This is a genomic window from Bacillus sp. OV322, from assembly GCF_900112495.1.
Taxonomy (GTDB): Bacteria; Bacillota; Bacilli; order Bacillales; family DSM-1321; genus Peribacillus.
Genome location: NZ_FOMA01000010.1, coordinates 49,693 through 62,895, shown reverse-complemented (window position 1 = coordinate 62,895; position 13,203 = coordinate 49,693). Strand labels below are relative to the sequence as shown.

Below are 13,203 nucleotides of genomic sequence, written 5' to 3'. Positions count from 1 at the left end.
GATTTTACAGAAAAAAAGGGAACGGTTGACGGAGAAAATCATATCGTGTTATTATAAAACCAAGTAAATTAATAAGAATAGTTAATATAAACTTCATATACCATTATCACGAGTGAACGAGAGATCTGGCTCTATGACTTCACAGCATCCTCATGAAAGGTGCTCCTACCAGCAAAGCATATTTGCTTTGGCTGATAAGATTTGTCTAAAAAACTTTCTTTGCAGCCGGGCAAGGAAAGTTTTTTATATTAGAAAGGAGTTTTTCGCATGTCATTATCCCCAGTTATTCCTGGTGCTGAATCCTTTTTCCATCCCGGCAATTCTACAGGAATTTTAATTTGCCATGGTTTTAATGGGACTCCTCAGAGTGTTGAATACTTAGGGAGCCAGTTTGCCGAGAAGGGATATACGGTTTATGCACCCCGTTTAAAAGGGCACGGATCTGCTGCAAGCGACCTGAAAGTCTGTTCTTATCAGGATTGGATTCAAAACCTGGAAGACGCCTACTGCGTTCTTCAGCAAACCTGCAGCAGAGTTTATATCCTGGGACAGTCCATGGGCGGGGCTCTGGCCATTGATTTGGCTTCCAAGACAAACTGTGATGGCGTCATTACAGTTAATGCAGCTTTAAAGGTGCCTCAATATGAGCAATACCGAAAAGTCCAGTCCCCCCTTTTCGTCCCGGATGGCTCACCAGATATCAAGGATCCATCTGCAAAAGAAATCACCTATCCAGAAGTGCCGCTGAACTCAGTCAAGCAGCTGCTGTCACTTATGGATCAGACTAGTGAAAACGTTAAAAAAACAACCTGTCCGCTGCTTCTGTTTTATTCGGTTGAAGACCATGTGGTTCCGGCAGAATGTTCATTTTATCTTTATGATCAGGCTGCATCGCCTGAAAAAGAACTCATCGCCCTTAAACAGTCTTACCATGTGGCCTCCCTTGATTATGATAAGGAACACATTATCAAAAATACGCTTCGCTTTATTGAAGAACATTCCAGGAAAGAAATGGCATCATAATTTTGTTTAACAGACTCCTCTGCGGGTAAATAACAAGTAAACCAATGAAGGAGGAAGATAAAGATGAGCGGTTTATCTGATAAAGTCAAAGGTACTGTAAATAAAGTCAAAGGTGAAGCCAAGGACCAAATGGGCAATGCCAGCGATGATAAAAGAATGCAGGGCGAAGGCAAGAAAGATAAGTTAAAAGGCGAAATCCAAGAAGGAATTGGCAAACTGAAAGATTAATACTAAACCATACACTATGAAGCTGCAGAAAACCTGCAGCTTCCTTATTACGATAAAGCAGTAAAGTTCTATATGCGCACAAGCAGCCCTCCATTTTTTTGGAGGGCTGCTGTTTTTACTTTATAAAGAAGTCTCCCTGCTTACCGATGCAAATGCTTTAGGTCGCGTGGCTCTAAACCATTGCAGGCAAAAAATAAAAATCAGGATGAGATCAATTGCATCCCCGCCATAGTACATGAGCATCCCCCCTGTTTTTGCCTGGGCTGCCTCTACACCAGCGGGCGGATTTGCATAGATGTACTTTGATAAAATCCCGTGTCCAGCGGAAGCCAGCACTAATACTATTGAACGATAAGCAAATGGGTATCTGCGGCTGACCGGATCCATATAAATCATGGAAACGGTGAAAAGATACCCGGAGATGAAGATGTGCATATGTATGACAACATACCATATCATATTCTTGTGCATTACTGAGTATAAGTTTGTCGTGTAAAGCAGCCAGAGGCCGCCAATATTAAGGACAGCAGCCACAACGGGATGAACGAACAGGTGGACGACATTAATTTTCATAACCCGTGTAAGCCTTCGCGCAAAAGTAACCTTGACTGTGCGCAGCAAAAGAGTCATAGGAGCTGACAGAGCAATAAGCAGTGGCGCAAGCATCCCAAGAAGGAGATGGGCAGTCATATGGCAGTTAAAATCAGTATGTGCCCGTTCTGCCAGAGGTCCATCGACAGCAAAAATGGCACAAAATACACCAAGAATCCAAAGAATACTGCGGTGCAGCGGCCATTGACGCAGCTGCTTGCGGCGTTTCAATACATAGGCCGCACCCATATACAAAAACGAGAAGAGAACGATGAGAAACATCGGAAAGATAATTCCAAGTGAGCTGCCGCTAGCGTGATCCATGTGATGATTCACGAGATATTCTCCTCTTGGCTTGAGGCTTTTCCCTTTCTGCTGGTAATAACTGCTCCAATCACTATCATAGCGACCGCGAAGATATTCCAGACCACGTCATAAAAGAATAAGTTTGACACATAACGAATCTGGTGCAATCCCATGACTTTATGCTGGACAGTACCATCATAAAATTGAAACAAGCCTGCTCCGAGCAGCACACCTCCCCACCATCTTGTCCGCCGCCAGGCCTCTCGCCTGCGAAGGTCAGCTACCATGAACAAAGAAGCAATGGTGGCAAACCAGCTTAACGCGTGAAACAGGCCATCAGAAACCAGTCCAACAGCAAGAGTGGACTTGTCATAAAAGTGATGCCAGTGCAGAAGCTGATGAAAAACCGCCTCATCAATAAAAGCGATCAAGCCAATACCAAACAGGATCCCCGACCAAAGATTGCGGCTCAGATGATTAGTTGCAGAAGACATAAGTTCCTCCCCTGTGCTTTTGTAGGAACGTTCACGATCACTCGAACTTATTACATTTCTTTCCCATTAACCCCGCCAGCAAAACACAGAACCGCAGAAAAGCCATAAAACAGGTGGTTGATCATGCTCGATTACCGCGAGGCGGGCGGTGAGCACCTTCTGCTCCAATCAGCCAGTTAACTATGGACAGAAACAACTATTTAAGAAACGAGCCTAAATAAAAAGAGCAGAGTAATTCTCGTATAATTTTGCCCTGCTTTTTACCTCTATTTGCTAATTTCATGATGTAGAATTGAGGAATCAAGTTTAAAGCACTAACCAAAAGCAATAATTGATAAGATGAAACTGGTTTAAAATAACCATCCCATCTACCCCCTAACGAAACTGCCATCTTGTGTACGAAATATAATGAAATGATGGCAGATCCTATATTGCCTATAATAAGAGTAGTTGTGCTGCTAAAAGATCTGCAGAAAAAAGCAAGAATCGAAGTCCCTATAATCATAATTAAATAACCGAGCATAGACCAATGAGAAAAGTCTTGGTACATTGCGAAATAGACAAATGGAAAACAATACAAACTGACTATTAGAATGCTAAATAATAAATTTCTCAAGTCTTCACCTCTTTTTTAATGTCAATTCACCCATAGTGTAATTTTACACTATTGTGTTTAAATTGTGTAAAAATCATTTCAAAAAAATGAAATAATAAAAGCAAAAACCCCACTTCATTTTTTTAAAGAGCCATATCGGTATTACAAAAGGTACAAATTTTATAATGGTACACGAACCATCGACTCAAGATTGTTTAGCTCGATTCTAAAAAAGGATTAAAAAAATATGCAGCTTTTTAATTTTCTACGAAATTAGATGTTTAAGCTCAAAAATATCGGGGTATTATCTATTAGGGGTTTTTTGTTTTTTTGCAGATTCCTTACATCCTTACAATATAAAGTAGCAAAATTAAGCTTGAAAAAAATCCAGCAAAACAATCATCTGAATATATACAAATAGATACAGAATTATAGGTAACCTAAAGGAGATATTGAGAATGTCGATCTTAATCGTAGATGATAACAAGGTTAACCTTTTCGTTATTGAAAAAATATTAAAACGGGCTGGATATAATGACTTTGTTTCTCTGACTTCAGCAAGAGAAATGTTTAATTACTTGGATGCTGATACCCCTTCACCTAAGGAAACATCTGTTGATATCATTCTGCTTGATATTATGATGCCTGAAATAGACGGGATTGAAGCATGCCGGCGCCTTCAGGAAATCCCTCATTTGAAGGATATTCCCGTCATATTCGTGACTGCTCTTGAAGACTCGAATAAAGTGGCGGAAGCGCTTGATGTCGGGGGAATTGATTATATAATGAAGCCGATTAATAAGGTAGACCTCTTAGCAAGGATACGGGTGGGACTCCGGCTTAAATATGAAAAAGACTGGCACCGGGAGCAGGATGAAAAGATCCGGAACGAGCTGGACCTTTCCATGCAGGTGCAAAGCAGCTTGCTGAGTGAGCCGGTAGAAACGGAAAAACTGCTGATCAAAGCCTCCTATTTGCCCGCAAATAAATTAGCAGGAGATATGTATTATTGGCATCGCATTGATGAACACCGCTCTGCCATTATCATGCTTGATATGATGGGACATGGAATTTCAGCTTCACTTGTCTGTATGTATATCTCTTCTGTTCTAAGAGATGCATTGAGGACCTATACAGATCCCGCTCGCGTCATTACCGAACTGAACCGCTGGATGAATCTTTTAAATAAACCGGAAAATCCTGTTCATTATTATTTCACCGCCATCTCCATGATCATTGATACAGAAAACAAAACGGTGGAATATGTGAATGCGGGACACCCCCCGGGATATGCCCTTCTGGATGGAGAGGAAGTATTTGCTCTTTCCACAGGATGCTGTCCGGTCGGCTTTTTCCCGGAAATGGATGTAAAAAAGAACACTATCTCTTTTCAGGACCGCATTCAAATCCTTTTATTCACCGATGGCGTGATGGAGGCATTAGAGAAAGATGGTGTAGACGGACTGGAGAAAATTCAAAAAGCCGTCTCAAAAGGCTGGCTGGATTGCAGGACCTCATCTCCCATTGATTTTCTTTTGCCAAGAGAACTCCAGCACGATCAGCCAGATGACATGTGCGTTGTGTTCATACAGGCTCAATAAAGCATTCCATACATATAAAAAGCAGGAAAGCCATGGGCTTTCCTGCTTTTTACTTTTTCCGGTAAATCTTTTCGTTCAGATCCAAATCTTCAAATTCCTCAGAGAAACTCAGTGTGCGTATCGTTTCCTTATTACCCATCGCCATGAACCCTTCCCGGCAAAGGCTATGGTAAAACAAATCGCTAACCTTGCCTTGTAGATCGCCGTTAAAGTAAATCATGACATTCCTGCACATAATCACATGAAATTCATTAAAGGATCCATCCGTTACTAAGTTGTGTTGAAAGAATACAATGTTCCGAAGCAGGTAAGGATCTAAATAGGCGTACTGATAGTCAGCAGAGTAATATTCGGAAAATGCCTTTTCGCCGCCAGCCTGAAGATAATTCTTCGTATATGACTGCATGCGGTTAAGGGGGAGAATTCCCTTTCGAGCCTGTTCCAAAACATTTTCATTCATATCAGTCGCATATATCTTTGCCTTTTCATATAGTCCTTCTTCTTTTAGCAATATCGCCATGGAGAATGCTTCTTCACCGGTGGAACATCCAGCATGCCAGATCCGAATTTCAGGAAGTTCTCTAAGAAGCGGAACGACCTTAGTCCTGAAAGCTAGAAAAAATCCTGGGTCCCTGAACATCTCGGTCACATTAATAGAGAAATCGTTCAAAAGATTTTCAACGAAACCTTTTTCATATAGCACCTTTTCAATCATATTACTGATCGTCCGGATGCGATCCAGGCTCATTCTGTTTTCAATTCTTCTTTTTATCGATGAGCGCATATACTGGCTGAAATCAAAACCAGTTACGCGGTAAATGGCCTGGAGCAGCAAATCAACTTCAAAATCTTCCCGTTCTTCGGCAGTTAACGTATCTTTCATGGTATTTCCTTCCTAGCTTTCCTGGCAATTAATTAGTCAGCCATACCCTCATCACTGAAAGCAGCTGATCCAATTTTAGCGGCTTGCTGATATAGTCTGAAGCACCAGCCTGAAGACATTTTTCTTTGTCTCCCTTCATTGCTTTCGCTGTTAATGCAATGATTGGCAGATTATCATACATGCTGTTCATGCGGATTCTGCGCATGGTTTCATATCCGTCCATTTCAGGCATCATAATATCCATTAATATAGCATCAATACTATGTCCGTTTTGCAGCACTTCCAAACATTCTAGTCCATTTTCTGCCGCTATGACCTGCATGCCTTCCTGTTTCAAGGCATTGGAAAGGGCAAAGATATTGCGATTGTCATCATCTACAATTAAAACAGTTTTATTTTTGAATAGCTGATCACCTTCAGGTTCATCTAAAATATCTCCAGATGAAAGCTCGACCGTTTCCTCTTTTTCAATAGGAGGAGCTATTTCCTGGACTTCCGCAGCAGCAACCTGGCTTGCGGCAATGGAGACGTCCCCTGCTCCCTTCATGCCTTCAGGAAGACTTGGAATGAACAGAGTGAATTTGCTTCCTTCGCCCTCTTCACTGTCAACTATAATCCAGCCGCCAAGCAGCTTGGCAAACTCTCGGCAAATCGAAAGTCCGAGGCCCGTGCCGCCGTATTTCCGCATTGTTGCACCATCACCCTGCTGGAACGCTTCAAATATTATCTTTTGCTTTTCAGGAGAGATTCCGATTCCTGTGTCAGTCACATTAATTTCAAGCCATGAGCTGGCGCCTTTTGTATTGATCCACTGTGCAACAAGCTCTTCTTCAGCCCGCTTGATTGTGACTTGCACTGTCCCTTTTTCAGTAAATTTAAAGGCATTAGACAGCAAGTTTTTAAGAATCTGCTGAAATCTCTGCTGGTCAGTAAAGAAGATGTCAGGAACATTTTTGTCTTTTGTAACTTTAAAGGAAATTCCCTTTTTATGTGCGACATGATCGAAGTTCCTTTTAAGCAATTCCGGAAGTTCACTTACATTCATTTCGTCAAAGACAACATCCAATTTGCCGACTTCCACTTTTGATAAATCAAGGATATCGTTGATTAATGAAAGAAGGTCTTGTCCAGAAGAATGAATGACCCGCGCGAATTCCTGCTGCTCGCTCGTCAGACTGCTGTCACCCTGATCTGAAAGCATTTCGGACAGGATCAATATGCTGTTAAGCGGTGTCCGCAATTCATGTGACATATTCGCAAGAAATTCAGATTTATATTTCGAGCTTTGTTTTAATTCTTCAGCCTGGGCTTCCAGATTGATTTTAGCCCGCTGAAGCTCTTTGGATTTCAGCTCTGTATCCCTGTTTCTTTCTTCAAGCTGTTCATTGATCATTCTTAACTCTTCCGACTGTGTTTGCAGTTCTTCTGACTGAGCCTGCATTTCTTCAGATTGAGACTGCAACTCCTCTGATTGCACCTGCAGCTCTTCTGTCTGAGCCTGTGATTCCTTGAGGAGACGTTCAATTTCCATTCTTCCTCTTACACTATTAATGGTAATTCCCAGTGTCTCAAGCACTTTCCCAAGGAAGGTTTCCTGAAATTCTGTAAAAGGAGTAAGGCTGGCAAGTTCAACCATCGCCACAACTTCATCCTCAAAAATAACCGGTGCGATAAAAATGCTTTTAGGAAGTGTTTCACCAAGGCCTGTCTTAATCAGACTATAATCATCTGGAACGTTATTGATAATCTGTGAACGCTTCTCAAGAGCACATTGGCCAACAAGGCCTTCACCAAGCATAAAGTTTGTGCGGCCGGCCTCTTTTCCCTCTTCTGCAAAAGAGGCAAGTTTAACAAATTTGGTGTTTTCTCCTTCTCCTCTTTTCAGATATATCACGCCAAGGGAGGCTTCCACCATAGGCGCCAGCCTGGAGATGAAACGCTGGCCCAGCACTTCAAGATCTATAATGCGCTGATACATTGTCGCAATGTCAGCAAGCCGCGTCTGAATCCAGTTTTGCTCGCTGATTTTGGCGGTAAATTCTTTTTCTTTTTGATTATACGCTTCAAGCGAACCTGCCATTTCATTAAAGGAATACGCAATGTCGCCGATTTCGTCATTCGACTGAAATTGTATCCTTGGTATCTCGCTTAGGTCATTGTAGTCAATATTTTTGATTACATTTGTAATGGACTGCAGATTTTTCGAAGTACTTCTGATCATCCAAATCACTGTAATGGCGATTACCACAATGCTGATTAAAACAGCAAGAATGATAAATCGGATGATTTGATCATACGTTTGCTTGGAGCTTTTTAGCGCCCTATTCATTAATGATTCCTGATATTTTTTAAAGGAGTCCATCGTAGTAATGACTTTGGTCCGTTTATCCCTTTGGTCACTCATCAGAGACTGCAGATTAGCCTGTCCTTTACCGGACTCTATTTTCTGGATGATATCGGCTTCTGTCACTGAATAGGAACCGTAGTTAGTTTCAAGCTCTTTCAGCAGCTTTTTCCCTTTTACAGTATTGGCGACGCTTGATAGAGTGGCAATTTCATTATCTAACTTGGAATGATTGCCATTGATAATATCAAGGCTGCCGGCCCTTTCGCTTTTGTTCGCTTCATTTGCAGCAAATAGGATTTCCCTGTCCGAATTGGAGAATAACTGGCGGATTTCTGCCACCTTTGAAACTTTGTAATATCTGTCCTCGACGATTTCCGTTAAATTGCTTTTTATGTTATTCAGCATCATGACGATGCCGGTCAGCAAAACGACCAAAAAAAGCAAGATTAAACCGAAACCCAACAGCTGTTTCTTTTTGTATCCCATTCCCTCTCCTGCCTTCTGCTTTAATATATTGGATATAAAAACGTAAAATACGCCTGCTATATAATAAACGTTAGCCTTGCGCCTATCATTATACCATTTTTGTTATAAAAATAGGGGATTTCCAGCCTGTTATTTTTTCATAATTCATCCAGTTAAAAAAGCCCCGCACAGCAAAAATCTGCTGTGCGGAGCCTTTTAGAGTCCTTAGATTTTTTTAGTCCCCTGCCCTTTGGATATTAAAAAGGTAACCTCGAGCATTGTCACTGTTATGGACGTTTTTTTCCTGTACGCAAGATACTTTGGATTCCAAACATCCACGAATTTATCCTTAATTGTATTCAGGTCTTTATATTGATAAAAGCGATGTCCGTAGCTGAAGATCTGAGAAGCAATTTTTTCCCGAAGCAGAGAAAAACGCGAACTTCCTGTACTAGGCAGCGGCGCAAGCCCAAGGGAGAAATATTTATAATGATTCTTTCTCGACCAGTCAATCATGTTAAGGAACATATAATCGAGAAGCCCTTTTGGCTGATTGCTGCGCCAGCGCACTAAGTCTGCCGAGATACTCTCATTATCGAATGCAGGAACAAGGGTGGAAAAGCCTGCAATATCGCCATTACTGTCTTTTACGATAGCAACTGGTGAATTCCTCAGGTACTCTTCATCCACATAAAAAGGCGCAATATCCTTGTCATCTCTTTCGGATAGCCACTCATCGCAAATGGCCTTTAACTCTTTAACCGTTCCTTCCCCGATAGGCTGATTAAGGATGCCAAATTCAAAGGGCTTTTCACCCAATGACCCCCAGCCAGTTCGTATCGGCGCAGGAGCAGTATTTGAATCAAAGTTCTTCAAATCTACAAGGCCTTCTTCACCAAGCTTAAAAAAGTCATATCCTTCATCATGCAAAAATGCCAGGAGGCTGTTTTTCACTTGATAGAAGACAGGAGTATATCCAAAGCGGTCCGCTTCTGCAAGGAATTCGGCCACTGCCTTAAACACACTGCTGTCCTCCCCGATTGGATCGCCTATGACAATGAGCTTATCACTGTAGTTTTTATAGTAAAACAATACTTTATGATGATTATCCCAATATGTATGCCGGTCATTCAGCAAGCCCCAGTGCAAAAGTTCGCAGCCTTCATACTGTGTTAAAAATTGTTTGATTTCAGCTTGGGAACTTTCGGAAATCGCAAACGGGAATTTATGGCGCCTGTACAGAAAGAACGTTATATAAATAAATATTACTGCGATTGAAAAGCCCAGAAATGCACTCATTAACAGATCATCCGAGGTTCCAATTACGTATTTTTGGTAAGCCAGAGGAATCTTTATTTTGGTATCAGGAAGATTCACATAACCTGCAAACAAATAGCCTCCAAAGAAGACAAGAAGAATCAGGCCATCCATCACCGTTCTTCCCCACGTCATAACAAAGTTCTCTTTATAAAACTGCTTTTTAGCAGCAAAAAGCAAAACGGCTACTATGAGGAAAAAGATGGCGTCTTCATAATCAAGAGCTTTCGAAAATGCAGCAATTGACCCCAGAATAAGCATAAAAAGGGTAATGTACCAGGCACGGGTTACCTTGTATCCTATGGCACGCGTCATTCCCAGCAGAGCAAAGCCGATGCTTACAGAAATGATATGCGATAAATTGATTACCCAATCAGGCAAGATTCCGCTGATGAATTTAATCCTTTCAATCAGCCCTGGTACTGCGCCAGATAAAAGAAGCAGGGTACCGGATATGAAAATCAGGAGATTCAGCCCTTTATGGCTTATATAGCTCAGGATTTGTCCAGGCAGGTGATTGAATTCCTGATTGAGCTTTGCCCAAAGCACTCTTGTATAAAGCAGAAAACCGAATATTACCGGTACGATGTAATAACTTAAACGATATATGATTAATATCAGCAGTGCATGCTCTTCATGCAGGCCCAATGAAGAAAATCCAAGAATGAAAACAAAGTCAAAGGACCCCAAACCTCCAGGAATCAAGCTGATGATCCCGGCTATCGATGCCCCGACAAAAATTGAAAACAGAGTAAAAAAAGGCACATGCGTTCCAAGCAGTCGTGTAATGTAGTAGACAAGCAAGAAGGCCGAAAGCCATTCTAGCGAAGAAATGCCTGTTAAGATAACGGCTGATTTAGGCGTGAAATGTTTCCCGAAAAGGTTTTTCTTCCGCAGTGAAATCCCCAGCATGATAGGAAAAAACAGCGACATGCCCAAGATGCCAATATATAAAGAATGCTTTTCTTTTATAAAGGCATTATCAAATACACCAGTGATAATTAACAGACTGTAAATGGATAGACCAGAAAGGAAAAACAATCCGAAAGTGCCGACAAGCGGAACAATCTCCCTTTTTGAATATTCTTTAGAATAAAAGATGGTTCGAAGCGTCGTCCCTGCAATCCCTCCAAAGCCCACTAAGTTAGATGTGGTATTAGTTAAGTAGGAAAAGATAAACACTTCAGACCGCTTCCTTTTCACTCTAAGGGCACGTGATATGAGAAAGTCATACAGCACCATTGGCGTAACTGCAATCACTCCGAGACCCAGAATAATCAAGTACTGTATGAAGCTTAAATCATTGATGTGCTTTGAAAGAAGGCCAAAGTTAATATTGGACTTAATATGCAAAGCCTCGTATATCATAAAAAGCATGATCACTGTGATAAAAACAGACTTAAGGAGCAAGGGGTTTTTTGCAAATAGTTTTTTCATTGTATGTTTTATCTCCATTTATTCCCTTATGATTATCTTTATTATTACACAATTACCCTATGAAAAGACATGTTATTTTATGTCGCGCCAAGAAAAAAAGCCAGAAGGATACAAAGATATATCCTTCTGGCCAAGTCTGTCCATGCTGCTTTTTTTCAATTGGAGTGAGATCCTCTCTGCTGAGGCAATTGTAAAATCATGCATCTCCTCCGCGACAGTTACTGTCGCCATAAGCTATTGCCGCAGGTTCACACGACAGACATTCAGCATGGGACAGCCATTATTCCTCTGTTTTTCAGTTGCTATGTCTGTCGCGGACTGGTTTACACCTTTTTTGCCTCAATGTATAAAATGTGATGTCCATCCATTTCCTTGACCGTGAACGCATAGCCATCATATTCAATTGTGTCGCCCGTTACTATTTCGTATCTTCCGGTCAGCATCCAGCCGCCAAGCGTATCAATATCCTGCTGAGGCAATTCTACACCGAGCAAATCATTCACATCGCCAATAAGCACTTTGGCATCAAGAATATAATTTGTATCATCCAATTTTTGAACAAGCGGCCTTTCATCCTGGTCAAATTCATCTCTGATTTCTCCGACAATTTCTTCAAGTATATCCTCAACCGTTACAAGCCCGGCGGTTCCTCCGTATTCATCTGTCAAAACAGCCATATGAGTCCGCTCTTTCTGCATCTTTAAAAGCAAATCATGTATCGGTGTTGTTTCAAGCACGCGGATAACCGGACTAATGAAGGCTTCCAGGGAAAGTGATGTTCTGTTTTCCTCTGTAATGGCAGCCGTGTATAGGCTTTTGATATTGATCATTCCGATAATGTTATCTTTGTCCCCGTCAGTTACTGGATAACGTGTAAATTGTTCTTCATGTACAATTTCTACCACATCTGAAAGATTTGCTGTTTTTTCAATAGTCACCATTTCTGTCCGGGGCACCATAATTTCATTCGATATTCTTTCATCAAAATCAAATATATTATTCACATAACCATATTCAGATTGATTGATTTCTCCGCTTTCATAGCTCTCGGATAAAATAATTCTCAATTCTTCTTCAGAATGGGCATGTTCCTGTCCGGAAGCAGGATTTAGCCCAAACAATCCTGCAATGCCGCGCGCCGAACTATTCAGAATCCAAATAAACGGAAAAAGAATGCGATTAAACCATATTAAAGGCTTAGCAAACATCAGGGTAATTTCTTCTGCTTTTTGAATGGCAGCTGTTTTGGGAGCCAGTTCTCCCATAACTACATGCAAAAAGGTAATAATGGCAAAGGCGGCAGCCAATGACATGATATGTTCAAGAGAAGGATCGAGCTTCAACATGCCAAATAAAGGGCTAAGCAATCTTTCCATCGTACTTTCCCCAAGCCACCCCAGCCCTAATGCGGTTACTGTTATGCCAAACTGGCAGGCAGAGAGGTATTCATCGAGGTGATCTGTTACCTTTTTGGCTGCTATGGCACGCTTATTGCCTTCTTCTATTAATTGATTGATACGCGAACTTCTAATCTTAACAATGGCGAATTCAGATGATACAAAAAAAGCCGTCATTGCGATTAATATTGCGACCAGAAATAATTTTAGCGTTATATCCAATGTGTCAGGAAAACCAAAGCCATTTCACTATACACTTCCTATAGAGCGGCAATGATCAAATCCCAGGCACCTCCTGCCGTAATGTTCCATATTTCTTCATTATACTGTACAGAAGACAGGATACCCCAGAAAACCGGTTACCTGATATCCTTGTCCATTCCGCGATTAAAGCTTCTTACGGAATTGTACTATTTTATCTCTCCCTATATGTACGGATGAATCGGCGCTTCGTTTCAAAATTTATTTCTATTATAAAGGGAAATCTAATCAATCACTAATTTATTGGCTTTTTAGGCT

The 13,203-nt window shown here is 41.2% G+C and carries 9 protein-coding genes and 1 riboswitch; of the genes, 3 read left to right on the top strand and 6 right to left on the bottom strand.

Annotated features, from left to right (window positions below):
- The first annotated feature begins 100 nt into the window (after positions 1-100).
- Positions 101-201: riboswitch (SAM riboswitch) on the top strand.
- Between the two features lie 66 nt (positions 202-267).
- Positions 268-1,023, top strand: a complete 756-nt coding sequence (locus tag BM126_RS20130) for an alpha/beta hydrolase (protein ID WP_090991187.1) — start codon at positions 268-270, stop codon at positions 1,021-1,023.
- 63 nt (positions 1,024-1,086) lie between these two features.
- Positions 1,087-1,251, top strand: a complete 165-nt coding sequence (locus BM126_RS20125) for a CsbD family protein (RefSeq protein ID WP_090991186.1) — start codon at positions 1,087-1,089, stop codon at positions 1,249-1,251.
- A 120-nt stretch (positions 1,252-1,371) separates the two neighbouring features.
- On the opposite strand, the gene BM126_RS20120 is transcribed toward BM126_RS20125, so the two are convergent.
- Entirely contained in the window at positions 1,372-2,166 is a 795-nt protein-coding gene (locus BM126_RS20120; RefSeq protein WP_090991219.1) for a cytochrome c oxidase assembly protein, read from the bottom strand.
- Between the two features lie 8 nt (positions 2,167-2,174).
- Positions 2,175-2,642 carry a DUF2243 domain-containing protein gene (locus tag BM126_RS20115; protein WP_090991185.1) on the bottom strand — a complete coding sequence of 156 codons (468 nt, stop codon included), beginning with the start codon at positions 2,640-2,642 and terminating at the stop codon, positions 2,175-2,177.
- Between the two features lie 1,053 nt (positions 2,643-3,695).
- Here BM126_RS20115 and BM126_RS20105 point away from each other — a divergent pair.
- On the top strand, positions 3,696-4,838 hold the full coding sequence (locus BM126_RS20105) for a PP2C family protein-serine/threonine phosphatase (protein ID WP_090991183.1): 1,143 nt from the start codon (positions 3,696-3,698) through the stop codon (positions 4,836-4,838).
- 49 nt (positions 4,839-4,887) lie between these two features.
- On the opposite strand, the gene BM126_RS20100 is transcribed toward BM126_RS20105, so the two are convergent.
- From BM126_RS20100 to BM126_RS20085, 4 genes are all read right to left on the bottom strand, one after another.
- Positions 4,888-5,721 carry a CheR family methyltransferase gene (locus BM126_RS20100; RefSeq protein WP_090991182.1) on the bottom strand — a complete coding sequence of 278 codons (834 nt, stop codon included), beginning with the start codon at positions 5,719-5,721 and terminating at the stop codon, positions 4,888-4,890.
- A 28-nt stretch (positions 5,722-5,749) separates the two neighbouring features.
- On the bottom strand, positions 5,750-8,554 hold the full coding sequence (locus BM126_RS20095) for a response regulator (RefSeq protein ID WP_090991181.1): 2,805 nt from the start codon (positions 8,552-8,554) through the stop codon (positions 5,750-5,752).
- Positions 8,555-8,758: 204 nt separating this feature from the next.
- Positions 8,759-11,287, bottom strand: coding sequence for a bifunctional lysylphosphatidylglycerol flippase/synthetase MprF (gene mprF / locus BM126_RS20090; RefSeq protein WP_177201523.1), 2,529 nt, complete (start codon positions 11,285-11,287; stop codon positions 8,759-8,761).
- Positions 11,288-11,610: 323 nt separating this feature from the next.
- On the bottom strand, positions 11,611-12,906 hold the full coding sequence (locus BM126_RS20085) for a hemolysin family protein (RefSeq protein WP_090991179.1): 1,296 nt from the start codon (positions 12,904-12,906) through the stop codon (positions 11,611-11,613).
- Positions 12,907-13,203 lie beyond the last annotated feature (297 nt).

Bases quoted from the DNA above. Each gene is read 5' to 3' on its own strand.
- BM126_RS20100 (WP_090991182.1), bottom strand. From the start codon at position 5,721: ATGAAAGATACGTTAACTGCCGAAGAACGGGAAGATTTTGAAGTTGAT.
- BM126_RS20095 (WP_090991181.1), bottom strand. From the start codon at position 8,554: ATGGGATACAAAAAGAAACAGCTGTTGGGTTTCGGTTTAATCTTGCTT.
- mprF (WP_177201523.1), bottom strand. From the start codon at position 11,287: ATGAAAAAACTATTTGCAAAAAACCCCTTGCTCCTTAAGTCTGTTTTT.
- BM126_RS20125 (WP_090991186.1), top strand. From the start codon at position 1,087: ATGAGCGGTTTATCTGATAAAGTCAAAGGTACTGTAAATAAAGTCAAA.
- BM126_RS20130 (WP_090991187.1), top strand. From the start codon at position 268: ATGTCATTATCCCCAGTTATTCCTGGTGCTGAATCCTTTTTCCATCCC.
- BM126_RS20115 (WP_090991185.1), bottom strand. From the start codon at position 2,642: ATGTCTTCTGCAACTAATCATCTGAGCCGCAATCTTTGGTCGGGGATC.
- BM126_RS20120 (WP_090991219.1), bottom strand. From the start codon at position 2,166: ATGGATCACGCTAGCGGCAGCTCACTTGGAATTATCTTTCCGATGTTT.
- BM126_RS20105 (WP_090991183.1), top strand. From the start codon at position 3,696: ATGTCGATCTTAATCGTAGATGATAACAAGGTTAACCTTTTCGTTATT.